Here is a 26291-nt window from a genome sequence, read left to right as displayed (position 1 = left end):
AATTCTCTTCATGAAGCCTATCTATTTTCAAGAATTTGTTACTTCTTTTTCCGAAATTCTATCATCTGATAATGAATTCCTCGCCCTGGCAGCAGGTGGTTCATGGATCGATGGCCGGATGGATCAATTCTCAGACATTGACCTGGTTATTATTCACCAGTCTGAAACAATTTCTATTGAAGACAAAAAAGCATTGGCCGAATCAGCCGGCGATTTGCTCGCGTGCTTCACTGGCGAGCATGTAGGTGAGCCAAGATTACTGATTTGTCTGTACAATAACCCCATGCTTCATGTCGACTTAAAGTTTGTCTGTCTGCCTGATATGGCTTCCAGAGTAGAAGATCCGGTTATAATCTGGGAAAGAAATGGTGTGTTAACCGACGTACTGACACAGTCGGTGGCGAAATTCCCCCATCCTGATTTGCAGTGGATTGAAGACCGTTTCTGGGTTTGGGTTCACTACGCAGCCGCAAAAATTGGCCGGGGAGAGTATTTTGAAACGACAACATTTTTCTCATTTATCCAGCAAACTGTACTCGGCCCGCTGGCTTTGATCAGTAATAATGAGTTGCCAAAAGGGGTAAGAAAAATAGAATTCCTGCTTCCTGAGCAAGACTTAACATTCATGAAAAACACGATGGCGGAACATAATGCCGAATCCTGTTTGAATGCTTTGCAAAACACAGTCCGCTATTATCGATTCCTAAGAGAAGCCACGAAGCCGGATTCCCTCCAAATAAACCACCGCGCGGAACAAGTTGTAATGGCTTACTTGTCCGACTACGCGAACCAATCCTCCCGATAACATTCATTGCGAAGAGCGTAAGATATCCGGAAACTTCCCGGGAGAAATTGTATACTACTTTTTAAAATCCACACTCACCCAATTGATGCCATAAAATGGCCATTTCGTTGTCCATTAAGGCCAATTGCTGCAAAGTGTACTTCCCTTTTTTATACAACATTGCTAAACTAGCACCCGCCCTCATGACATCCGGGCGATCTGACGGATGAAGTGGGCATTGACGGTCGTTAAACCGAGCCGTTGGCTGCTTGTGACAGCTAGTTTTTGTATTTCAAAAAGTACATTTTAAAGCCATGAATTGGAAAAGTTGGATGCTTCCGGGAGCGATCTTTATTGCCTCCGGGTGTAAAATTCAGTACCAGACAGATAAGATTGAATACAAAGTCGAGTCCCAGGACGTTGAAGAAGGAAAACGACTTACTATGCTGGTGTGCGGATCTTGTCATTATAATTTTGAAACAAAGGATTTGAGTGGCAAAAGGCTGGAAGACACGCCAAAATTCATCGGTAAGATCTACTCCGCAAACATCACGCAGGATCCCGAGCGCGGTGCAGGCAATTACACGCCCGGCGAACTGGCTTACCTGATCCGCACGGGCATAAGCAGGACGGGACGACTAATGCCTTACATGCACCGCCCCAATATGGCCGACCAGGACCTGGACGACATCATTGCTTACTTGAGATCCGATGATGCTGCCGTAAAGCCATCGGTAAGGAGCGCGGGTAAAACAAAGTATACGCCTGCGGGCAGGCTTGCTTTGAGCATGATGAAACCCGGGGAATATCGCAACCACAGCATTCAAAAGCCCAAAGAGGATCAGGTTATGCTCGGGAAATACCTGGTCGATAACCTGGCTTGCTACCATTGTCATTCCAGAAGTTTTGCTTCGCTCGACCCGCTCGACCCGGCCAGATCGAAAGGCTATATGGGTGGCGGGAATAAATTGCGGGATGCAAGCGGAAAAAAGATCAAATCACCGAATCTTACGCCGCACATAACCGGCATCGAGAATTGGACGGATGCCGAGTTCAGACGCGCTATTACCGAGGGCATTTCAAAAGACAATTCGGTTATCAGTTACCCTATGCCGCTATTCCCGGAATTGACGGAAGATGAAAGTTCTGCCATATTCGCCTACTTACAAACTGTTCCACCCATAAAAAGGAAAAGATAACAAGCAACATTCAATTGGTAAACTCGTCGTGATGCGATTCGAGAAATGCGGGCTTACGCTGGCAAATGTCGTATGCCTCCCGCAACCCAATTGGCGCGTAATGCTGCTTTATTTTGAAAATATTATCTATTCCCACATCCAGGGATTTGCCCACATTCTCGTACGAGCCGTGAACATGTCCATAGAACAAAGGAACATTGTGATGCGACTGATGCCAGATCGCCATAGGATAATGGGCACACACGAATTTGAGGGATTCCACCTGATAGAAGCCTATCTGGGTAAATTCAATGAATAAATTTTGCGGGCCCACATGCGCCCGCGAGATATGGTGATCGTGATTGCCTTGCAGTAAGATCACATTTTTACAGGCAATTTTCTTCCTGAATATCTGGATATTATCCTTACCACCAAACGACCAGTCGCCGCAATGGATCAGCAAGTCATTTTTGCCCACAGTTGCATTAATGCCGGCAACGATGGCATCATTCATCTCCTCAATGAGCGGGAATTTACGACATCCCTCGGCATGATCCTCGGGCCACGTTGTTGTTCCTGAACAAATATTTTTATGCCCATAATGCGTGTCAGAGGTCAGGTAAACCTGATCGATTTTGAAGGGCAAATTACGGAATGGTATCATTTTGGAACTGCTTTCTCTAATCCTTATCAAATGAATGGTGTTCGCCTTAACAGTTATCTGTTTGCGTTACATTCATTTGTTTGCGTAATGCAACGTCACAACCCCTGATCCCAGTGTTCTGGATTCCAGTAATTTCAGATTACTCAGCTGCGTATTGCCGTCGAAGAGGCTGTTTCCTTTACCTAAAATAATGGGATGTAAAGTAAGCTGATAGGCGTCTATCAGGCCGAGGTTCATCAAACTTTTGGCCAGACCCGGGCTGCCGAATATGACAAGATCCTTGCCCGGCTGCGCTTTCAGCTTGTTCACCTCTTCCACAATGTTGTCTTTGATCAGCGTGGTGTTGTTCCAATCAGCACTTTCCAATGTGGTTGAAAAAACGATTTTCGGAATTTCCTGCACCCATCTGGCATGGGCCAGTGCATGCTCGTTCGCATTCGGGTCGTTGAGGACGGTGGGCCAGTAGCCTTCCATTAAATGATATGTATTCTTGCCATACACGGGGGAGCCTACCGTTTTAACCACTTCGTCTGCAAATTGTTGCAGCTCTTCATTATAAGTCAGGAAACCAAGTCCGCCGTTCGCGTCACCGGCAAAACCATCAATAGACATATGCGCAAATAAAACCAGCTTCCTCATTTTGAGCGTTTTTTCGATTGTTACCAAAGTAAATTTAGTTACAAAACTAACGCCAGCACAGCAGAATATTTATGGGGTTTCAGGACGACCAAGGGAGGTGTTAGCGACAATTTGAATGATGGTTGGCTTTGGTGTTTACTTTTTCCCAAAAGTGCTCTGAAACAATGCATAAAAAAAGCAACCAGCTTCGTGCTGATTGCCTTCCTTTCATTCTCAGGATTTCATCTTTCCGACATCCTGGAAGAAGAACACAAGTTCCTTAAATGAAACGAACCTATTGTGACTTCTCGGATCAGTCCCGCATTCTTGTGCAAAATGCGTGAAACCGGTGTACATGTCCCAGAGATCATTAATCCAAGTGGCAGCGTCGCTTGAAGAAAGCAACTCTTCCACTTTACGGCCATAGGCGCGATGGAGCGAGTCCGCAGACGTGTAGTCCTGCAACTCGCCATGTTCTTAATTTGTGTGCATAATTTTACGATTTATAGGATAAAAAACGAGCCCTGTTTTAGGTGTCCTAGTGCTCGTAAAAACACCCGGGGGCCTTTCGGCACACCCGCACCATAACAGGGCATTTCTTGCAAGATCATTCATACGTTTACGAAATTAGGAATGCGAATATTTGCAGGATTTCGGTGGGAAGCAAATTTGCTTTGACGGATATTCTTCAAAGGCCGGTTAGAATTTTCCTGCGGCTACTTTATTGGTAAGTGAAGGTCCTATCTTTGCGCCCCGATTAATCAAAAAATTGAAAAATGTTTATCAATTAACATTAGCCGATTTAGAAGAGTTAAAAAAGAGCCTACTACAAAAAGCGTTCACCGGACAACTAACAGAAAAACTAATCGAAGAAGAAATTTCATAAACACACACAACCCAAATGACCGAGCAGCAACTCATAGATTTGATAAATGAACTGGTTAAGCAGCCGCACGAAAGTGAATGGGTGGAGTTTAAGCTCAATTTTCATTCTCCGGAAGAGATTGGAGAACGGATTTCCTCACTTTCCAATGGTGCCTGCATTCATAATCAAAGTGTGGGTTATCTGGTATTTGGGGTTGAAGATCAAACGCATATTATTAAAGGCACTTCTTTCAAAGCGAAATCACAGAAAAAGGGAGGCGAAGACCTGGAACATTGGCTGACGTGCCGGTTAAATCCGAAGATCGATATTACGGTCTATGAATTTGATTATGATGTCAACCGGCATATATCGCTTTACGTCATTCCCGCGGCCAAGAACCAGCCAGTTGAGTTTCTTCACCAGTCCTATATCCGCATTGGCAGCATTACCAAAAAGCTGAACGAATATCCCGAGAAGCAAGCCAAAATCTGGAAGAAAGACACGGTTCCATTCGAAAAGGAAATTGCGATGGATAACCTGTCTGCGGCGGATATTACGAAATACCTGAGCACAGAAACTTACTTTGATTTGATGAAAGTCCCCTATCCATCGACGCAGCAAGGCGTTATTGATAAGTTTCTCGAAGAAGGATTGGTTGTCAAAAACAGCGGATATGCAATCACTAAACTAGGTGCCTTACTGTTCGCCAAACAGTTGAAGGAATTTGAAAGTGTAGCACGGAAATCGATTCGGGTAATAGTTTACAAGGGAAAAAATAAGGTTGAGACAGAAAGGGAACAAATCGGCGGACGTGGATATGCGATCGGTTTTGAAGGGTTAATGACGTGGATTAACGGACAGCTTCCTGCCAATGAAGAAATAGGTAAAGCATTTCGGAACGAGTCGCGAATGTATCCAGAAATAGCAGTCCGCGAATTAGTAGCAAATGCACTGATTCATCAGGACTTAACCGAGAAAGGCTTTCCGATGGTTGAAATATTTTCTGACAGAATCGAAATTTCCAATGCCGGAACTCCACTGGTAACACCGGATCGATTTATCGACGCTTATCTGTCTCGTAATGAAAAGCTGGCCGACGTTATGCGCAGGATGGGGTTTTGTGAGGAGAAAGGAAGTGGGTTAGATAAAGTGATTCTTAACATTGAGTTATATCAATTGCCTCCACTGAATGTGATCGTAGCAGAGAGCAGGACAAGGATTACAATGTACAGTTATAAAATTTTACTTGATCTTGATAGGAAAGAAAAGGTAAGGGCCTGTTATCAGCATGCGTGCCTGAAATATGTGTCAAACGAGAAAATGACAAACCAGTCTCTAAGAGATCGTTTCAAAATTGCCGATCACAATTACGCCGTTGCATCAAGAATTATCAGGGATGCTCTTACGGAAGGATTCATTAAGGAAGATGATCCTGAAAGTAAATCAAGAAAATATGCGGCTTATATCCCATTTTGGGCTTAGATTCTTATGTGACGGTAATGTGATAGGCAGGCATCAAAAAGAACTTAAATCACTGATTATCAGCAAATTTTTATGTGATGGTAATGTGATAGTATTTAATTCTTATTTGATAATCATTTGATAAATGGAATCAAGCTGGCCGTCATTGAAGCAAAAAGCGGCGATCTGGCTGTGGGCGAAGGCGTAGCGCAGGCAAATTATATGCGGAGAAACTCAGCGTTGAAACAACATATGCTACGAATGGAAAAGAGATTTACAGCATTTGTCTAAAAACTGGCAAAGAAGGTTTAGTCGAAAACTATCTTACACCCGAAGAACTTTGGGCCAAAACTTTTCCGTTCGAAAATACCTGGCGAGACAAGTTTAATGCGGTTCCATTTGAAGACGTGGGCGGCACTAAAGGAGCGCGATACTATCAGGAAATTGCGGTTAATAATACGCTGGAAGCGGTTGCCGGAGACAAGGACCGTATCTTGCTCACATTAGCAACCGGCACCGGTAAAACTTTCATTTCCTTCCAGATCGCATGGAAGCTTTTTCAAACCCGCTGGAACCTCAAACGGGATGGCGCACGTAGGCCGCGCATTCTTTTTCTGGCAGATCGTAACATTTTGGCCAATCAGGCATTTAATGCTTTTTCTGCATCTCTGGAAGACGCGCTTGTAAGGATCAGCCCGAAAGAAATCACAAAATCGGAGAACAGTTTCTGCCAAAATTCCAGGATAATGAAAAGATGATTCCGACCATTCTGACCACATCACAAAAGCTTTCCACAGGTGTTGATGCGCGGAACATTCGCAACATTGTTCTTATGCGTCCTGTTAATTTGATGATTGAGTTCAAACAAATAGTTGGTCGAGGAACACGTCTTTTTGACGGAAAAGAATTCTTCACTATCTATGACTTTGTCAATGCTTACGAACATTTCGCCGATCGGGAATGGGACGGAGAACCCATTGAACCGGAACCAAAACGTGTTAAACCAGATATCCCACCGGTAGAACCATCAAAAAAACCGGAAGATATAGGTGAGGACGATGATTCAGGGTCTGTGAAAAGGACCCGGGTAAAGATCAGGCTTAGAGACGGCAAAGAGCGTGAAATACAGCACATGATCGCAACTTCGTTCTGGGGTGCAGATGGAAAGCCAATTTCGTCTCAGGAATTCTTAAATAATTTATTTGGCGCATTACCGGAATTTTTCCAAAATGAAGAAGAGCTACGAGCAATATGGAGTAATCCACTTACCATAAAAATAATTCTCTAAAACCTGGACGCTGGATCAGGATAAGTTGCCAACATTATTAACATCAAAATACCAGTCACTTGAAGAAGCAAAAGCAATTTTAGGGAATGTATTTCATTGAGTTTAAAAGCATTTGTACGCGCAAAAAGGTGCCTAGTCCTTGCTCATCATCAGCTTGCCGCCTTTCTTAATAACCAAAACATCCCTCACCACGCTCTCACCCGGCAGGAACAGCTTCATGGTTGTCCGCGGACTTTCCACATTAAAACCCACCAGTTCTATATTTTTCCAATCGATCTGATCCGTTGACTGGGCCACTTTTGCATGGGGTAACACGGCGCCTTCGCGGACCAGCATGACCACTTCCAATTCACCAGCGGCAATATCGTGCCAGCCGCCTTCGTACACCTTGCGGCTTTGGTAATCCACCCATTTTCCTTTTGGTAAATACACCTGCCGGCTTTTGGCTTTTTCAAAAAACGGCGCAATCAGCATATCCGATCCCAGCATATATTCATTGTCCACCATCCAGGCACCCGGATCGTCCGGAAATTCGACCAGCAACGCGCGCACCATCGGCAAGCCCTTCTCGGAAGCTATTTTGGATTGGGTATAAATGTATGGCATAAGCTTATATTTCAGCTCCACCGCTTTTCTGAAATAATCCTGAAAATCTTTCCCATATTCCCAGGGTTCTTTGGGCGCTTGTCCATGCGTGCGGGTGTGGGAGCTCAGCAAGCCCATCATTAACCAGCGGCGGTAAAGATCTTCGGGCGTTTTCATGGTAAAACCGCCGATATCATGGCTCCAAAAAGTAAAACCCGAAAGTCCCAGCGACAATCCGCCGCGCAGCTGTGCTTCCATTCCCTTGTCCGTGGTTTCCGCATCCCCGCCCCAATGGATGGGGTAACGCTGGCTGCCAGCCCAGGTGCTTCTGGCCCAGATAATGTTGTCGCCGGTTATCTTTTTTGTCAGTTCCGACACGATCTTATTATAACGCAATGGATACAGGTTATGCTCATAAAAGCCCGTGCGGCCGGATGCATACACGCCCGATAATGGTGCAGCTTCACCAAAATCAACCTTAATAGCGCCAACGCCAAGTTTCAGCAATCCTGAAATTTTATCTTCATACCATTTAATGGTGTTGGGATTGGAAAAATCAAGCACAGCATCTTCATAGGGAATGGTCCCGTTTGCGTTCTTCACAGCCAGGCCTTTGTCCACGATTTCGGGATACAATGTGTTTTTCGGAACAAAATAAGGCAGCTGCCACAGCGATGTACGGAAACCCTGTTTTTTGAGGTCCGCGATCATGCCCTCAGGATTTTTGAAGCGACTTGGGGCGAAGTTGTAGTCGCAACGCCAGTCCGTCTCAAACCAGCCTGTGTCGAAATGGATGACGTCGGAAGGGATTCGGTTCTCGCGCAATTTGGCGGCAACATTGCGCCCGTCCTGCTCTGAGAAGTACGTTATGCGGCTCATCCACAGCCCAAATGACCACAACGGAGGCATGGATGCCTTGCCGGTCAGGTTTGTATATTCATCCAGAATGTCTTTGGGCTGACCCAAAAACACGAACAGGTCCAGGTTCTCATCGCCGATCTGCATGGCGTTGGATTCCCCGTAAGTAGCGCCAAAGTCGCAGGTTATGGGTGAAGTTGTGTGCATAAACATTCCATAGCCGCGCGAGCTCATGTAAAATGGAATCGGTTTATACATCGTCTGCGTTTGTACGCCATTCGGGTCGTGCGTCCATAAAACAACCTTTTGCCCGTTTTTGTCAAGCCGCGTAAACGACTCGCCGCAACCAAAAATCTTCTCGTCAGGCGAAATAGAAAAAACCGCAGCAACGCTCCGCGAATAGTCGGCAGCCCGGCGGACAAATGAAAACGGCAATGTCGGCGTATAAGAAGATTTGCCGTCTGCCTGCCCCCGCGTCTGCGTAAGCACTTTCCCATTTGAATCCTTAATCAGGATCTTCCAGGGATTTTCGTATATAGTAACAGATCCGTGTGCATTCGTGTATTCGTGGCCACCATTAATCTTTTTATATTTCCAGGAACCATCCTTAACCGGCTCTTTCACAAGCATCAGCGACATTTCGGAGAAAGGTCCCTGAGCACCCGTATTCGCACGTATACGGACTGTACGCGGCGATGTAAACTCAACCGAAAAAGACAAAACAGGATCCTGGGCGTATTCAATGGAAGGAAATTCATTGCTATAAGAGCGCTTATAGCTCAGCATAGAATTATCAAAATTATGCGCAGCGAAAGCCTCATGCCGCTTCCATTTGATCTTTCCCACACCGGTTGCAGGATCAAATGAGGCCAGACTATCGGCAAAAAACAATGTGTTGGAAAAATCCCGGAAATCACCGCTGATATCAACGGGGTCATTCACGAGCTTGCTCTGCTGGGCTGAAACAGGATTTATATTAAAGATCAGCGAAAGCAGGAGGAGGAGCAATGCTGTTTTTTGTAGGAATTTATAATGATACATATTGGAGGATGCAATTGTTGTTGCCCTTGATTGCTGTTACCTGGGCGGACTAGGTGTCCTTTCACCCTGAGCGGACCGGGCCGCCGGGCGGCCGAAGGGGTGCTACTGCCTAGGCATGACGCCTTTTGCATCGTGCTCCTCCCCTTCGACTCCGCTCAGGGTGACAGCCCTTCGGCCGTCAGGCGGTGCGCCCCTGAGGGTGACAGGGGCCGCCGGCCGTACTATTACTTCTTCACAATCCTGAAATTATCAACACTTCCATTAAACGAAGCAATGGCTACGTCGGCTGAGCCGAATGATACTTTCAGGTCGCTTACTTTGGATGCGTCTGCGATGGTGCCGCCGGAGGCGCTTTTGAATTCGGAAAGCTCTATGACGGCCGTTCTCCATCCATTGGTTTGATAACCGGTTGCGGTGAATTCTGTGGAATTCCAGGGCTGGAATGCGTATACGAATTCGGTGCCGCCTGCGGTGATCGTGATTTCGTATTTACCTGCTTTCCAAGGCTCTGCAATGTTGTGCTCGAATTTGAATTGTCTTTCAGCGGCCGGACCTGCTGCCAGCTTGAAATCGAAACTGCAAGTAGAGAAAACCCACGCGTCAGCGTAGCCCGTTGCGGGTAATTTGGTTTGTTTGATCCGTGAATATTTTCCTGAGATCGCATTCGCATCGGTTGCCGGCACAATCGGCGCTCCGCCCCAGCATACTTCTGCCCCCCATGTTGTTGCAGGCACGTCAAAATTGACCATATGCCCTTCCATACTGTTCACTTTGAAAGCGGTTTTGACAATGCCAAATTCTCCCTCCACCGTAACAATGTCCGAAACGGCAGTAGCGGGCATTTTGGCGGTGATCTGCTTCACGGTAGTGTTCAGGATCTGCAAGTTGGTCGCGCCTACTTTTACGGATTTAATGTTATAAAAATAATCTCCATTGATAACCAGCGTGCCTCCGGGCTTTACAAATTCGGAATACAAACCTGTGAGCACAGGCGTCGGCGCGGATAATACGAAGTCGTAAGTAGCCTCCCCGCCGCGGGTTTGCACTTTAATTTTATTGGACACATTCGCGTCCACTGCCTTGGTAGGCGCATTGGCTGGTATGGTCACAACCAGATTTGAGTTGCTGCCCAATGCAGCATTGAATGTAGCCTCGAAATCATTGAAATACACCTTCATCACACTCCCCAGGTTCTGTCCCTGGATCACGATCAGACTACCGGGTTCTGCTGCATTCAGCGAACTGTCGGCTTTGGTAGGGTCGAGCAGGCGGACGTTGGTGATTGCAGGCGCGCCGTCCACATCGTCGTCATTACAGCTCTGGAACGAAAGCAGCATTCCCGCTGCCAGGCACAGCCCCAGTGCTGTTTTATATATATTTTTAAAGTTCATCGCTTTACAAAAATTAGGGTTAGTCAACTAATGTGCTGAAATCAAAAGGAACCGGTTCACCTTTCAATGAAGGTGCATTCACGAGCTCTCCCTCGGGAAATGGCAGGTAAAGTGTGTTTTCCGACAACGGATAATACTCAGCCGGTGAATAAGTCACGGTGTATTTCTTCGGATTGGTAGAACCTGGCACGTAAGTCATTGTATAGTTCTCCCTGCGTTGTGCAGCGGTGTAAGCGATTGCTTTGGCCGGATTGAAATAATACCAGCGGACAATCTCATTCCAGGAATTACCTTCAAACACGGTTTCAATTCTTCTTTCTTTGAAAATATCCTCGAAAGTCAGTGAAGTTTTAGCCGCCAGACCCGCTCTTTTGCGCACCGCATTATAGTATTGCAATGCTTTGGCATCATTGGTTGTAGCCGCATTGCCTAAAACCGCATCTGCATAAATCAGGTAAACTTCTGCCAATCGCAGCATATAGGAATTGATATTGGCAGCCATGAATCCGCCCAAACCACCATTATCTGCCGGCGAGCCAACAATGTATTTTTTGATCGCCGATAATTGCGCAGGCCTGTTGTATTTCAAACCACCGGTCGCTTTCTGAATGTTCGGGTACACATCGCTGTCGAACATCGCGATTGATTTTCTGCGAAGTGAATCCGCAGGGTTTTCAACAAAATATTTCACCAGATCCGCCGACAAACCTTGCGCTGCGCCCCAGCCATCGCCCGTTGTGGTAATGTTGGCGTCGTAGGCAAAGTATGCCTGGAACGAATTGTTCACTCCCCAGGGACTGCTTACCGGCATCCATTGCAGCGAGAACAAGCTTTCCGGGTTATTTTTGGAAGAGTTGTTATTAGCACTTTCAAACAGCTCCGCATAGGTTGGCGCGAGCGTCCGGCCGCTTTTCATGATCACATCTTCCGCATAATATTTTGCACTGTCCAGATCCGACTGGTTACGCGTTCCTTTCTGGTTCAATCCGGCGCGCATCAGGTACATTCTGGCCAGCATTCCTTCGGCTGAATATTTTGTCAAACGGCCCTGATCGGCAGTTGCAGGAAGGTTTTCTGCTGCGAAACGGTAATCTTGAATCAACAGCTTCCACACATCTTCAATGCGGTTGCGGACAGGTGGCAAGTTAAGCTGTGCCACGTTATCATACACAATCGGCACCGCGCCCCAGTTGGTTACCAGGTAATAATAGGCTGTTGCACGCATAAAACGGCATTCACCCAATCCCTGCGCTTTCACAGAAGCCGAAGCCGTGCTTCCGGTCGCTTCCTTGATCGCCTTATAAGCATTGTTACTTTGCGCAATGATCTTGTAAAACGATTTGTAACCCGGCAAAAGCGTATTTACATCCGTCGATGGAATGGCGTGCTTAACGTATGCCGTCCTGTCATTGGAATTAAGGTTACCAGCGCGGGCTTCCTGAAATGACATGTTGGCCTTATCATTGAAATCGAACCACACAATGTTGTAAAGTGGCGCCGTTCCTGCCAGGATTTCGGCGTCAGTTTTGTAAAAATTACCCGAAGTGAGCGCGTCCAGTGGCGGGCGGTCCAGGAATTCTTCGCTGCATCCCTGCATAAGCATCAGTGTGCCGATGGCTGCCAGGAGTTTTATTTTGAATTGCATATAAAATTTCTTTTAAAAAATGATTGGATCAGATCGATTAAAAATCAGCCATCAGACCGAAAGAATACATACGAACAGACGGATAGCGTCCTGTGTCGATGCCGGCCATGACCGTTCCGCCATAGCTTACCATTCCGATCTCCGGATCATAACCTTTGTATTTCGTAATGGTAAACAGGTTTTGCGCGCCTACCGAAGCTTTCAATCCACGGATGAAAGTGTCTTTCAGCAATGACTTAGGGAAGTTGTAGCTCAATGTGATATTTTTCAAACGTACATAGCTTCCGTCTTCAATGAAATTGGTGCTCATCCGGTTGTTACCATTCGGGTCACCCGGCGCGATACGCGGGATTACGTGACCAGGATTGGTAAGTGTTACCGTTTCCGCATCACCTACTGCATAGCTGCTTGGGCGTGCATAGTTGGCCACCGATTTCCACTGGTTTCCAAATACACCACCATTACCCGGTACTTCCGCACGGTAACGCGGATAGTTAAGAATATCATTCTTGAAACTTCCCGTCATGAACGCGTTCAGCTCGAAGTTTTTGTAGGTCATATTGTTATTGAAACCCAATGTGAACTTCGGCCATGGGTTACCGATCACGGTGCGGTCTTCTGCATCAATGATGCCGTCGCCGTTCAGATCCTTGAATTTGGTATCCCCTACCCAGCTGCCTGTGAGCGGATTCATCGTCAGCTCGCCGTTGGATGTCTGGATCGCATGGCCTTTAATGTCGGCAGCGTCCTGATAAAGTCCCTCGGCAATGTAGCCGGTTAGCATACTGGCTGGTTGTCCCACCTCTGTTTTGAAACCAACCGAAGTTGCGTTCCAGGTTGGTGTGATCGGGTTCAGCAGTGACGTTACCTTATTGCGGTCGAACGAAAGGTTAATGCCTGTTCTCCAATAGAAACCCGCTTTGTCGATGTTCACCGTGTTCAATGTAAAGCCCACACCGCGGTTTTTCATGGAACCAGCATTAACGGCCGGCCAGCTCAGGTAACCTGGCGAGTAAGCAATGTCACCACCATAAGTAAACGGATATGAATTAACCGTGATCAGGCTCGTAATGTTTTTGATATAAGCATCCACGATCAGTTCCACGCGGTTGCTGAACATATGCAGGTCCAATCCGGCATTGATCACGTCGTCTTTTTCCCAGGTCAGGAATTCATTGGCAAAGTTAGAAGCCAGGAAGCCTGTGCCCCAGCCCGTTGGAACCGTTTGAAGTGTAGAATAAATGGCATTACCGCCGCTGCCCTGGTTACCCGAGCGACCGATCTCAAATCTCAGTTTCAGGTCATTGATTGCATTAACACTTTTCAGGAAAGGCTCTTCCGAAACGCGCCATGCCACCGAAACGGCCGGGAAGTTGCCCCAGCGACGTCCTTCACGGAATGCGGAAGAACCATCCATCCGGTAAGTTCCCTGCAAGAAGTAACGCTCATTGAAGCTATAATTCACACGTGCAAAATACGATTCACGCGATCCTGAACCTTTACCGCTGTTGTTGCTGACATTGGAAATAACAGATGCATCACCACCGGAAAGCTCTTCTATCGTATTGGTAATGAACTTTTTACGCGAACCGCTCAATGATTCATATGTAAATGCCTGTGCTTCATGACCAGCCATAATATTCACACCGTGACGTCCCAGTTTCAAATCATATGTCATACGGCTGTGCAAGCTCCACCAGTTGTTGGTGTTGACCGAGCGCGTCGAGGTGGCTGCGTCTTGTGAAACCACGTAACCGCCGATTGTATAAGAAGGGTGGAATGAGTAGTATTTCAAAAACTCAGAGCTTCCGTTCACCTCCGTGTGCCACGTCAGGTTTTTCATCAGCTTCACATCTGCAAAAAGGCTTCCTAAAATCGATGTACGGCGGTTATAGTCGTTGTAGATCTTGGAAATCATCACCGGGTTCGTGAATTGGAACTGTGTAGAAACAGGCCCGCCCCAGCTTCCATCCGGATTGGTTACCGGCACACTTGGGTTTTGGTCCAGAGCAAGCTGAATGATGCCGCCATTGTTCGTGTTCACTTTCTCTTCCGTAATACCAACGCTCATATTCGCGCCGATTTTCAGCCAGTTACGCGTTTGGTTTTCAAGGTTCAAACGACCATTATAGCGCTTGAAACCCGAACCTTCCACAATCCCTTTCTGATTAAAATACTCACCGGAAAGGTAATAGGTCGATTTTTCCGTACCGCCGCTCAGGCCCACAGAATACTTCTGCAATGTAGTCGGACGAAAAAGTGCGCTCTGCCAGTTTGTACCATCTCCTAATACCGAAGGGTCCGCAAATTGCGGTTCGGTAGCCGTGCTACCCACAGCCGCCGCTTCATTCCGGAACTGTGCATATTCACGCAGGTTCATTACATCAATGTGCTTTGGCTCCGATTGCAATGTCAGCAGCGAGTTGAAAGTAATTTTCGCTTCGCCCGCCTTACCGCGTTTGGTAGTGATCATGACAACACCATTCGCCCCTACTGCACCATAAATCGCTGTGGCAGAAGGACCTTGCAAAACGTTGATCGTTTCGATATCGTCCGGGTTAATGCTCGAAAGAATGTTTGAAAAACCGGTTGGCCGGTTATTCGGATCATCCTTCATGTTATCAGGCTTGATCTGCACACCATCAATTACATATAATGGCTGCGTTGTGCCCGTCAAAGAGCTTAGTCCGCGTATCAAAACCGAAGGCGCCGCTCCCGGCTGACCCGAATTTTGCTGCACCATTACGTTCGCCGCACGTCCCTGTAAACCCTGTTCAAGTGAAGTATTGATCGTTTTGCTCAGGTCTTTGCCAGAAACAGTCACTTGTGAGCTCGAAACGTCCGTTTTCTTCATTTCCCCGTATCCAACCACCACCACTTCGTCCAGGGCAGCAATGCTTTCCTGTAATCTGATGTCGATTTTTGTCTTGTTCCCTACCGGAATTTCCTGCGTCACATACCCGATAAAAGAGATCACCAATGTATTTCCCGCACTCGCCTCAATTGAGAATTCACCCTCCGTATTTGTAGTTGTACCATTAGAGGTTCCCTTCACCACCACGCTTGCGCCTGGAATTCCATCGTCGCCATCCACCGAAACCACTGTACCGGTAATCTTTTTTTTCGCATCGCCCTGCGCAAAGGCACCCAGCCCAGCGCCCATGATCCCCAATGTTAAAAGAAGAGGTCGTAGCAACCCGGCGAGGAACTGCAAGCTGCGACTTACCCGCCTTGTTTCGTACAAATTTTGTTGCATGTTGTTTGGTTTTATAAAGTGACTATTTGTTCACCTCCGATTTAGATTTTTCCGGGACTACTGGGTGAAGTGCCGGATTTGGTATAAATCGAATGAATAGTTGGACAAATGTGCCTTTAAAAAACAATCAGCAGGGGATCCAAATGTTTACAAATAGGGGTTCATTTGTAAACTCAGACGGAAAATTGCCCTATTTTTTCGCCTGTGGATGCATTATGGGATGGTTATTTAAAAAATGCGATTGAGCAGGTAATGAGCAAGTGTATGCCGATTATATGTTAGTATCAAAATGATCTTTTGTACTATTCCTGGCCGAGATGCTCTTTCCGGTAGGCTGTGGGAAGCATGTTATACTCTTCTTTGAAGAGTTTTGCGAAGTATTTCGGATTGTTAAAACCGATCTGATAAGCGATTTCAGAAATGGATAGCTGGCTTTTTTCCAACAGGCTCGCGCCCCTGCGTATACGGATGATGCGAATGAATTCAATGGGCGTTTTGCCGGTCAGTGAAAGGATTTTTTTGTACAAATACATGCGGCTCATGGACATGGCATCGCTCAGTTCTTCGACGGTAAACTCGGCATTGGACAGGTTTGCTTCCACCACTTTCACTGCGCTGTTTACAAATTCCTCGTCCAGCGAACGAATGGCAACCTCGCTCGGACGGATCTCAACGTGCTGCTGAAATTGCTGCTGCAACTGCTCACGCTGACGGATCAGGTTGGCGATCCTGACTTGTAAAATATCCAGCCGGAAAGGCTTGGTCACATACGCATCGGCGCCGGTCTGGTATCCTTGCAATTGCTGTTCTTCTTCCGCACGGGCTGTGAGCAGCACCACCGGAATATGCGAAATACGCCGGTCCGTTTTAATAATGCGGCAAAGCTCGATCCCGTCCATTTCGGGCATCATTACATCGCTTACGATCAGGTCAGGGATTTGTTCCAATGTGATTTCCAGTCCGGTTTTCCCGTTACCGGCTTCCAGGATGTCGTATTCTTTTTGAAATACTTCTTTTAAATACACCCTGAACTCGTCATTGTCCTCCACGAGCAGCACGAGCGGCTTGTTTTTCGCCGCTTTTTCCACGGGCAGATCTATTTCCACGTCGGTCATACTGGGCGCCAATGCCTCTGTCGCGGGCAATGCATACACTCGGGACGGATTTTCCTGCAAAGGCAATGTCACGGTGAATGTGCTTCCCTGGCCCACTGCGCTTTCGAGATCGATGGTGCCGCCATGCATTTTTACAAATTCCGAGACAATCGCAAGCCCGATCCCGCTGCCCTGGTTCATCATATTGTCGGGCATCGGATGCTGGTAAAACCGTTCGAACACCTTGGCTTGCGCGTCGGGCGGAATCCCGATCCCCGAATCGGCCACGCTTATTTCCAATGCTTCGCTATTATCCTGGTTCACAATGTGCAAGGTCACAGTTACGCGGCCGTTTTCCGGCGTGAATTTGAATGCATTAGAAAGCAGGTTATACATGATCTTCGACAACTTATCCTGATCAAAATCAGCATAGCGGGAGGTTAATTCACTTTCAAACCGGTAACGAATGTGCTTGTGCTCGGACAGGTCCGAAAAAGTCTGCGCGATCTGCCGCAAAAACCGGACAATATCTCCCCGTTCCGGCCGGAACTGCGTTTCTTCCACTTCCAGCTTTTTGAAATCGAGCATCTGGGTTACCAGGTTAAACAGCCGCTGCGCATTCCGGTGCACCAGCGACAACTGCCGGTGTACAGTGTGATCGGAACGGATATTTTTCAACAAGTTTTCGAGGGGAGTCAACATCAGCGTAAGCGGCGTGCGGAACTCGTGGCTTACATTGGTGAAAAACCGGATCTTCATCATGTCCAGCTCGTGCAGCTGCTGTGCATAATGTCGCTCCTGTTCGAGTTTGAAGTTCATCCGTTCGCGCTCAATCAGGATCCATCGCGCAACCATCAGCGCACCGGCTGCAAACAGGAAGTAAAGCAGATAAGCCAGAGGCGTCCGCCAGAATGGCGGCAGGATCACCACACGCAGGCTGCGCTCCGTGGACGCGCCGCCCTCTTTCATTTTCACCTTGAAAATATAAGTCCCCGGATCAAGGTTGGTGTAAGTCACCTTGCGCGTATTGTCGGCTTCAAACCATTGTTCGTTAAAGCCTTCCAATGTATACAGGTAATGGTTTTTCTCAGGATGCAGGAAATTCAGCGCAGCAAATTCGATCGTAAATACATTCTGGCTGTATTTCAACACAATGCGATCTGTCAGTGAAACCGACTTGGCCAGCACAGCCTCGCCATCGAAAAGCTCCCCAGGCTGAACGCTTTGATTGAAAATCTGAAAATCGGTAAGCATTACCTGTGTGGCGGTGCGTTCGTTTGTAATTTGTTTTGGATCAAAAATCGAGAAACCGTTGGCCCCGCCAAAAACCATTTCGCCCGATTGCAGACGGAGCGCAGCATTTTCATTGAACCCCCTACCCTGTAAACCATCGACCTCATTGAAGGTCCGCACCTGAAATGTGACGGGCACCCCACCCGAACGCTTGGAAATATCCACATGAACCAATCCTTTTGGTGTACCAAGCCACAAATTTTGCATCTCGTCGACGGCCACTGTCAGAATGGAGTTATCCGGCAAGCCGTGTCGCGTATTATAGGCAACGAATGCATTGGTGCGCGCGTCGTATCTGTTCAATCCTTCCGAAGTCCCGATCCAGATGTTGCCGAAATGGTCCTGTGCGAGTGAAGTAACTGCATCGCTGCTCAAACTTTTGGGATCGCCGGCTTTGTAGGCATAATGCACAAACCGGCCCGTTTGCCGCATTAAAACGTCGATCCCGTTTGCGGTTCCGATCCAGATGTTGCCTTGCCTGTCTTCGAGCATGGCCGAAATGTAATCCGAGCTGACGGAGTTGGGGGCCAGCCGCCGGTAATGCCGGAATGTCTTTTTGTTCCGGTCAAATAAATCGAGGCCATCGGCGAGGGTGCCTACCCACAATCGCTTTTGCGAATCTTCAAAAATCTCCCAGACGCGGTCATCAATGAGGCTCGTGGAATCAGCCGGATCGTGCAGATAGCGCGTGAAGGTTTTGCCGTCAAAACTGTTGAGCCCACCAAAATAAGTTCCTATCCAGAGCACATTGCTTTTATCGAGACAAAGACTGACAATCACGTTGTTACTCAAACTTGCGGGGTCGCCGGGAATGTTCTTGTATTGCCGGAATGTGTTGTTTTTACGATCAAAATAAATCAGACCACCGCCATTCATACCCAGCCAGAGATTGCCTTTCTGATCCTCCACAAACATATTCACATCGTCAAAAGGAAGGCTGCGCGGATCGCCGGGTGCGTGCTGTATCAGCGAGAATTTGAAGATATTCTTATGGTAACTGCAAAATCCTTTCTTAAATGTCCCGGCCCAGATCATGCCCGTCGGATCCTTGTACAAAGCCTGAATGCTGTTCTGGCTGATCGTTCTGGGGTCACCGGGATTAAACAGCATGGTGGAAACGGTCCCGCGTTTTTTGTCCACGACATTAATGCCCCCATGATCCGTGCCCATCCAGATGCGCCCATCCGGGCCGGTGACCATGGAACTTACGGTGTTGTTACTGAGGCGGAAATCTGCTCCGGCGGTGTTGGCAATGCGTAATGTGTTGTTTTTGAAATCAAAATAAAATGCACCCAATGCGGCTTTTACCACATACACCCAGGGCTCGCCATCGTCATCCACAAAAACCTTGTGGTTGGACAAATTACCCAGGTTTCGGTTTTGTAACATGGCACTTTGGACATCCACCTGGTAGGTTTTTGCATGCAAACGGGCCAGAAACCCATCGTCACACACCACCCACAAGTTACCCTGCGCATCCTCACCAAAATCGGAGATCAGACGCTTGGCGGGCTCGGATGAGTCTTCGGAAGGGCTGAATTTAACCTTGACCAGCTTTTTGGAACGGGTAATAAATTTCAGTAACCCCAGCCGGTTGTGATTGATCCAGTAGTCGCCGGAGCGTGTTTTTATAATGCGGCTGAAATTGGCATCGGGCAGTCCGAGCCTTTTTGCCGCCAAGTCGGCATTGTGGTCAATGCGTTCAGCGATGGGATCGTAAATATCAAATCCAACCGGTGTACTGATCCAGATATAACCCTGCGGATCTTCAAATATCGCATTGATCCGATGATCGGAAATGGTGGTGGAATCGCCTTGAATGTGCTTGAAAACGCGAAACGAGTAGCCGTCGAACCGATTAAGGCCATTAGCCGTGCCGATCCAGACAAAACCCTGGCTGTCTTTCAGGAAACAGTTGACTTCATTGTGAGAAAGTCCGCGTTCGGTGTTATAGCGTGCAAACTGATATTCATTGGATTGAGCCAGGCTCTTCCCCACGCAACCCAGCACGACCATTACCACCCAGCAAAAACCCCAAAAGCAACTTCGCATCACACAAAAAAACGAATCTTTTGTCTGAATTCTTACATTGTTATATGTGAATGTGGATACAACCGGGCGAGCAGGCAATGTTGCTGCCCGGCAACATTGCTTATCAGAGCTTCCTGCTGAAACTTAGTCCTACACCTGCCTGATTATTTCCATCCGGAAAGCTGTAAATATTCCAGGAGGTGCGTTTCTGCTCCATTTTCTTCTGGCGCAAAAGATTCCAGCTGCTCAATAGAATGGTGCTGGTGCCTATGCCTATATTGAACAAAGAAAGCCTGCCCTGACTGGTAAATTGAGGCGAATTGTCACCTCTCGTCAAACGTCTCTCGCGCGCAAAGCCAAAAGCACCCATAGCAACCTGGCTTGTCCCGGCCAAAAATCCGAGGACCGGGGCCGTTTTGGAATCAGCGCCCCTGGCAATATCTGCAATATTGATAACATTAAAAGTCGCATTTGCGCCCATCAAAACGGCTGAACTGATGGCATACATGGGCTTAATGCGGTTTGAAGGCTGATCGGGATATGGATATGAGCCGTAGGCTGGCTGAATCATCGCACATTCTTTCTTTGTTAACCCGCTCGACGCGATCCAGTTATCAACCGATTCGCTGTTCATATCCAAAATGTCGGCATACTGATAATTGGCGTTGATAAGCTCTGCTGTACGCCTGCCGGCAGTTTGTTCAACGAGATAACCTACCGCGCAAATATTCTGGTCTTTGTCGATGAAACACGGTTTGCGCTGCCCTTCGTAATCGTAGTTTTTAGGATACTTTCCAGCTTGTGCATAGCTCCGGAGCAGGTTGAGCAAATGGGTTCTTCTGGATTTAAATTCGCTGGTAAGGTGCGAAACATCCGCTTGACGCAAAAGCCGCTCCACATACAGGAGGTGTGTTTTGATCCGGAGCTCGTTATCCGTGTCCTCGTCAGGCTCAAATCCAAACTTCTCAACAAAACTAATGTTACCGATGACCGGGTTGACCACGTCGGACTTTTGGTGATTACACCCGGCAAAAAATGCGATACTACACAGGCAGATAAATAAGGAAACGGTGCGCATAGGACGTTGACGGTTAGGTTGATGGTTCGGTTTAATATCCTTCCAGTTACTAAGAACTAAACAAATCGAAAATGGTTGGAAACTACTCGTCAATCCTTTGTGCAAAAGCTTCCTATTCATTTTTCCCGCTAAAAAATGTTTCAAAATCTCCGCGGCATAGGGACCAACAAATATTGCGGGGGATGGGGAGGAGGAATTGCGGGGGATGGGGAGGAGGATTGTCATTTAAATCGCTTTTACCGGAAATCGAACGACTGCTGCCATGACACAGAACTACGCGAAGATCGCTTTCCGGGGACTTGCCAGAAATAAAGCTTATTCCTTCATCAACATTGCCGGCCTGGCCATCGGGATGGCCGTTGCACTGCTTATCTCCATGTGGGTGTGGGACGAATGGAATTTCAATAAAAAGATTGAAAACAGCGACCGCATTGCGCGGGTTATGTGGAATTCGACGCAAAATGGCAAGGTGATCACCTCTGCCAATATGCCGTTCCCACTCGCTGCCGAGCTGCGCAACAGTCACGGGCAAGACCTGGAACAGGTAGCCGTGTCATGGAGCAGTGACGATTATGATATCTTGTCGGATGAGAACAAGTTTCGGCGTAAAGGGCGCTTCATGGAGCCGCAGGGGGCGCACATTCTGTCGCCCATAATGATGAAAGGCAGCCGGGAGGCTCTTCAAAACCCTTCCGCGGTGCTCATTTCCGAATCCGCTGCGAGCGCATTTTTTGGAAAAGGTGAAGCATTGGGCAAAATCATCCTGATCGATCACGAGCTGCGGGCCGAAGTTGCCGGCATTTATCAAGATTTCCCTGAGAATTCTGAATACAAGAATCTCGATTTCATCGCACCATGGAAACTGTTCGTCAGTGCCAAAAGAAGGCAATGGATAGGCGAGGCTAAGGATAACTGGGGCATTAAGACATTTGAAATACTCATAAAAGTTACGCCCAAAACAAACATTGAGTCGGTGTCCGAGCGGATCAGCGGGTTAATGATGAGCCGCGTAAAGGACAATAAGATGGAAGCGAGTTTAAAACCAAGCTTACTATTGCATCCTATGGACCGCTGGCATTTGTTCGCCGATTGGGAAAATGGCCGGAATGCGGGCGGTCAGATTACATATGTATATATTTTCAGCGTTGCCGGCATCTCCATTTTGCTGCTGGCTTGCATCAATTTCATGAATCTGAGCACGGCGCGGTCTGAGAAAAGAGCCCGTGAAGTAGGCGTCCGGAAGGCGGTTGGATCGATGCGTTACCAGCTTGTTTTCCAATTTTTGTTTGAATCCCTTATTACCGTTACTATTGCATTGCTTATTTCATTTGTTCTGGTTGAAGTTGCTTTGCCTTATTTCAACGCGGTTGCCGATAAAAACCTGCAATTGGTACGAGGCACTGCATTCATCACCAGCCCGGCTTTCTGGATCCTGATCCTTGCGCTTTGTGGTGTCGTTTCCGTTATTTCCGGCAGTTATCCTGCTTTCTATCTGTCGTCCTTCAAGCCTGCTAAAATCTTAAAATCAGGGAATGTTCACTTTGGCAACATTACCTCCTTACCAAGAAAAATACTGGTCGTTTTACAATTCACGGTTTCTGTTTCTTTGATTATCGGGACCATTGTCGTTTTCCGGCAGATCCAGTTCGGACAAAACCGGGCAGTCGGTTACGAACGAAACGGACTCATTAATGTTCAAATGCCACGCGGGGGCGGCCCATTGGATGCGCTGAATAATGATCTGCTGCAATCGGGTTATGTGGCCGATGTTGCACAGTCATCCGGCCCGGCGACGGACGTGATGTCCAATGCGAGCGGATTTTCATGGGCTGGAAAAGCGCCTGACTTGCAGGAAAACTTCGCCGTCATTGCAGCTTCACACAGTTATGGCAACACGGTGGGCTGGCACGTGAAGGAAGGACGTGATTTTTCAAAAGCATTTCCGTCCGACTCTACGGCAGTTATTTTGAACAAATCTGCCGTTGAATACATGGGTTTGAAAGATCCGATAGGGAAAACCATCCGCTGGAAAGATGCGACTTTTAATGATGATGTGTATCACATTGTGGGTGTGATCGACGATATGGTCATGCAATCGCCTTTTCAGCAGGTGAAGCAGACTATCTATTTCATGACCTACGCACCAAATTTTCTTTACTTTAAACTAAAACCCGGAACCGAAACTGCGACGGCCATGGAAAAGGTCCAGTCCATTTTCAAAAAGCATCTGCCGGATGCAGTGATCGATTTCAAGTTTGCAGATCAGGAATATAGCTTGAAGTTTGCAGTGGAACAGCGTGTTGCCAAGCTGGTTACCTTCTTCGCTGTGCTCGCAATTCTTATTTCCTGCCTGGGACTTTTCGCATTGGCAGCATTCACCGCCGAGCGGCGAACCAAGGAAATCGGCATCCGGAAAGTGCTTGGCGCAACCATCACGAACATCTGGCTGATGATTTCGAAAGAATTTGTTTACCTCATCGTAATTGCACTGCTCATAGCAACTCCCCTAACCTATTATTCTTTATCCAACTGGCTTGCTAAATATCAGTATCATACCACATTATCCTGGTGGATATTCACAATTTCGGGGTTGCTGGCATTGGGTTTAACCGTGCTTACAGTAAGCTATCAGGCTATTAAAGCTGCCTCACTAAATCCTGTCAAATCACTTAAATCGGACTGATCACTTCTTTTCAAACAATTTGATCGTATAATCCAGCAGCGCAGTATCGCCTGACTTGCCGTGGCCCGGGATTATGACCTCGACGTCGGGATATCGCTGTTTAAGCCTGGTCACCGTTGCGGGCCAGGCGGCTTCGTTGGCGTCTTCCAGGTTCCCTTTTCCTGCTCCGACTTCCTTAATAAGGCATCCGCCAAACATTACTTTTTCGCTCGGGAAATAACCGACGACGTTGTCTTTGGTATGTCCTTCACCAAAAAATTCCGTGATCACATCCCTGTTGCCCACTTTCAATGCAAGCTTGTTATCAAAACCTTTTTCAGGCGTCGGGAAATTTTTTAGTTTGGTGGAAGCAATGGTGCGGTTTTCGGCATAAGAAGGAATCCCACGGCGTTGAAACTCTTTAAGCCCGCCTACACAATCTTCGTGAAAATGAGTTGCAATGATGGCGACGACCTTACAATCGAGGCTATCCTGAACCCAGCTGATGAGTTGCGAAGAAGTGGAATCATCGACCGGCGTATCAAAAATAATAGCTTCACCTTTATCAAATACAACCATCCCGTTGCAAGGCACTTTTCCAAATGTCTCACTTTGGAAGTAAGTAATGTGCCGGTAAACATTCGGCTTAACGCGCTCAACAATAATATCTGCCTTGCTGAAACTTTTGTCAGAAACTTTTGCGGATTTGCAGCATGTCAGGAGAAATACAAGGCTTAGGAACAGGAGTTGTCTCATTGTTGCGTATCGTTGATTTTTGTTTTTAGTAAAACAAAACGAATTCGCCTGCTTAAACAAATCTCAACCAACAAATAGCCGAATCAAAGTTAAAAATCACCTGGAAGTAATCGAATCGCGGTCCGCAGCTGCTGAACTGTCGCGATATTGCCTTCTCTGGCCCACCTGTGAACTGTCAGCGTATGTCTTTTGATTTGGACGCTGCGGTAGGGTCGTTACGGTTTTGGTCTGCATCATTCCCTCATTGCCTCCCGCGTCCGCTCCGCTCATTTCCCACCCTGTCAGTGGCGCGGGACTGTCTGTCGGTTTATACAGATCGGTTTTTATTTCCCTTTTAATATAAATGCTGGAAGGGTTTGCCAGCTTCGTCCTTGTTGCAAGCATCTCGGATTGTCTATTCTGATTTACCATGATCATGCAGCCAATCAAAACAAATAAAGTAATGATCAGGCTAAAAAACTGCCAATTTTTTGTCATAACTATGCAGAGTATACGTTCGCGGTGCTTTGCACTTCTTTACAGAGATATTTGTCACCATTGATCACTGTCTTAATGCACGTTACCAGTTCGTCGGGATGATTGGTTTTTAGTAGATATCCGCTCACACCCTCATCCAGAAGCGAATTTGCCAGATCGTGCTGTAATTTTCCAGCGTAAACGACGAATGATGATTGCGGATAAGCGCTCATAATGCGCTTTAATGCTACATTATCGATACCATCCGCTTCCTCTGTCATACCAATGATGATGATATCAAAAGTATGCTGTTCATCACATTTCCCGAACGTTTGCATACAAGAGGTTTGGATCATTGTGAGATTCTGGAAGTGATCCCTGAGAAAGATGCGCATCCCTGAGCGAAGGACCGGATGCTGGTCTATTACGGCGATTTTCATGGCGCAAAACTACAACGTATAGCTGTCAGCGACACGCGAGATAATTGAATTGATAATTGAAAAATGTTATTTGAGGACTAAAAAAATTAAATACCCTGACAAATTAATTCTATAACTATTTTTTCTAACTTGTTGTGTGAATATGCCAGGTGTCATTATTACTTACGTTCCTCATGAGCATTCAAATTATTGTGGCCGAGGACCATCCATTGATTTTGATGGGGATCCAGCATTTGTTGATGGAACACATGCCAGGCGCTGTCGTCACGGCAACCGGCGATTTCAACAAAGCGCTGGCCTTGCTTGAAAAACAGCCATACAACTTACTGATCATGGATATTAACCTGCCTGGCGGCGACAAAGTGGGAATGATCACCTCTGTGCGGATGAAACAGCCCAAGATCCCGATCCTGGTATGTTCCAGCTATGACGAACAGCTTTACGCGCTCCCTTTTTTGAAAGCCGGGGCCAATGGCTATATTTCGAAAACGGCACTTAACGAGGAATTTAAGCAGGCGATTGACAGTGTGATCAGTGGAAAAATTTACGCGAGCCCTTCGGTTATGGAGCAGGTTTTTGGTCAGCTTTTCAATAAAGGCAGCCAGGATCTGATTACTGATAAGCTGACGGACAAAGAGCTGGAAGTCGCCAAATTACTATCCAAAGGACTGTCTACCAAGGCCATAAGCGAGCACATTCACTTGTCACCTTCATCCGTGAGCAGTTACAAAGCAAAGATCTTTGAAAAACTCGGCGTAACCAATGTCATTGAACTTACGAGATATTTTGAATTGAACGGGTAACTTCATGTACCGGCATTCTCTTAATTGGAAACGTGTTATTGACG

17 protein-coding genes and 1 pseudogene are annotated in these 26291 nt (G+C 47.1%); 6 read left to right on the top strand and 12 right to left on the bottom strand.

What is annotated here, in order from left to right:
* Window positions 1–10 precede the first annotated feature (10 nt).
* Both LZG74_RS07300 and LZG74_RS07295 read left to right on the top strand, forming a co-directional pair.
* Complete coding sequence (locus tag LZG74_RS07300) at window positions 11–805, top strand: oxalate:formate antiporter (RefSeq protein ID WP_233795910.1); 795 nt, start codon at window positions 11–13, stop codon at window positions 803–805.
* A gap of 293 nt (window positions 806–1098) precedes the next feature.
* Complete coding sequence (locus LZG74_RS07295; protein ID WP_233795909.1) at window positions 1099–1983, top strand: c-type cytochrome; 885 nt, start codon at window positions 1099–1101, stop codon at window positions 1981–1983.
* A gap of 10 nt (window positions 1984–1993) precedes the next feature.
* Here LZG74_RS07295 and LZG74_RS07290 read toward each other — a convergent pair whose 3' ends face one another.
* From LZG74_RS07290 to LZG74_RS07280, 3 genes are all read right to left on the bottom strand, one after another.
* Entirely contained in the window at window positions 1994–2626 is a 633-nt protein-coding gene (locus LZG74_RS07290) for a metallophosphoesterase (protein WP_233795908.1), read from the bottom strand.
* Window positions 2627–2698: 72 nt separating this feature from the next.
* Window positions 2699–3265, bottom strand: a complete 567-nt coding sequence (locus LZG74_RS07285; protein WP_233795907.1) for a dihydrofolate reductase family protein — start codon at window positions 3263–3265, stop codon at window positions 2699–2701.
* A gap of 213 nt (window positions 3266–3478) precedes the next feature.
* Complete coding sequence (locus tag LZG74_RS07280) at window positions 3479–3709, bottom strand: hypothetical protein (RefSeq protein WP_233795906.1); 231 nt, start codon at window positions 3707–3709, stop codon at window positions 3479–3481.
* 436 nt (window positions 3710–4145) lie between these two features.
* On the opposite strand from LZG74_RS07280, the gene LZG74_RS07275 reads away from it, so the two are divergent.
* Together LZG74_RS07275 and LZG74_RS26490 are read left to right on the top strand one after the other, a co-directional pair.
* The gene (locus LZG74_RS07275) at window positions 4146–5591 is read left to right on the top strand and encodes an ATP-binding protein (RefSeq protein WP_233795905.1); all 1446 of its coding nucleotides are present in this window, start codon (window positions 4146–4148) and stop codon (window positions 5589–5591) included.
* Window positions 5592–5717: 126 nt separating this feature from the next.
* Window positions 5718–6762: pseudogene (locus LZG74_RS26490) on the top strand (DEAD/DEAH box helicase family protein); the annotation flags it as partial.
* Between the two features lie 228 nt (window positions 6763–6990).
* On the opposite strand, the gene LZG74_RS07255 reads toward LZG74_RS26490, so the two are convergent.
* The 6 genes from LZG74_RS07255 to LZG74_RS07230 all read right to left on the bottom strand — a co-directional run bounded on the left by LZG74_RS07255 (window position 6991) and on the right by LZG74_RS07230 (window position 21130).
* On the bottom strand, window positions 6991–9342 hold the full coding sequence (locus LZG74_RS07255) for an alpha-xylosidase (RefSeq protein WP_233795901.1): 2352 nt from the start codon (window positions 9340–9342) through the stop codon (window positions 6991–6993).
* 224 nt (window positions 9343–9566) lie between these two features.
* Window positions 9567–10733, bottom strand: coding sequence for a glycan-binding surface protein (locus LZG74_RS07250; RefSeq protein WP_233795900.1), 1167 nt, complete (start codon window positions 10731–10733; stop codon window positions 9567–9569).
* Window positions 10734–10752: 19 nt separating this feature from the next.
* Complete coding sequence (locus LZG74_RS07245) at window positions 10753–12378, bottom strand: RagB/SusD family nutrient uptake outer membrane protein (RefSeq protein ID WP_233795899.1); 1626 nt, start codon at window positions 12376–12378, stop codon at window positions 10753–10755.
* A gap of 37 nt (window positions 12379–12415) precedes the next feature.
* Window positions 12416–15634, bottom strand: a complete 3219-nt coding sequence (locus LZG74_RS07240; protein WP_233795898.1) for a TonB-dependent receptor — start codon at window positions 15632–15634, stop codon at window positions 12416–12418.
* Between the two features lie 302 nt (window positions 15635–15936).
* A complete protein-coding gene (locus tag LZG74_RS07235) occupies window positions 15937–20073 on the bottom strand; it encodes a hybrid sensor histidine kinase/response regulator transcription factor (RefSeq protein WP_233795897.1) in 4137 nt (1378 codons plus the stop codon).
* Window positions 20074–20176: 103 nt separating this feature from the next.
* Window positions 20177–21130: a hypothetical protein gene (locus LZG74_RS07230; RefSeq protein WP_233795896.1), complete on the bottom strand. Its 954-nt coding sequence runs from the start codon at window positions 21128–21130 to the stop codon at window positions 20177–20179.
* A 262-nt stretch (window positions 21131–21392) separates the two neighbouring features.
* Here LZG74_RS07230 and LZG74_RS07225 point away from each other — a divergent pair, with 262 nt between their 5' ends.
* The gene (locus LZG74_RS07225; RefSeq protein WP_233795895.1) at window positions 21393–23813 is read left to right on the top strand and encodes an ABC transporter permease; all 2421 of its coding nucleotides are present in this window, start codon (window positions 21393–21395) and stop codon (window positions 23811–23813) included.
* Here LZG74_RS07225 and bla read toward each other — a convergent pair whose 3' ends face one another.
* The 3 genes from bla to LZG74_RS07210 form a co-directional block, all read right to left on the bottom strand.
* Entirely contained in the window at window positions 23814–24548 is a 735-nt protein-coding gene (bla, locus tag LZG74_RS07220; protein ID WP_233795894.1) for a subclass B1 metallo-beta-lactamase, read from the bottom strand.
* A gap of 96 nt (window positions 24549–24644) precedes the next feature.
* Window positions 24645–25025, bottom strand: a complete 381-nt coding sequence (locus LZG74_RS07215; RefSeq protein ID WP_233795893.1) for a hypothetical protein — start codon at window positions 25023–25025, stop codon at window positions 24645–24647.
* A gap of 2 nt (window positions 25026–25027) precedes the next feature.
* Window positions 25028–25444, bottom strand: coding sequence for a response regulator transcription factor (locus LZG74_RS07210; protein ID WP_233795892.1), 417 nt, complete (start codon window positions 25442–25444; stop codon window positions 25028–25030).
* A gap of 173 nt (window positions 25445–25617) precedes the next feature.
* Between LZG74_RS07210 and LZG74_RS07205 the strand changes: the two genes are divergently transcribed.
* Window positions 25618–26247: a response regulator transcription factor gene (locus LZG74_RS07205; protein ID WP_233795891.1), complete on the top strand. Its 630-nt coding sequence runs from the start codon at window positions 25618–25620 to the stop codon at window positions 26245–26247.
* Window positions 26248–26291: the final 44 nt, after the last annotated feature.

It is taken from the genome of Dyadobacter sp. CY327, from assembly GCF_021390415.1.
In the GTDB taxonomy this organism is placed as follows: domain Bacteria; phylum Bacteroidota; class Bacteroidia; order Cytophagales; family Spirosomataceae; genus Dyadobacter; species Dyadobacter chenhuakuii.
The sequence above is the reverse complement of the archived record's forward strand: the minus strand, read 5'-3'. Positions and strand labels throughout refer to the sequence as shown.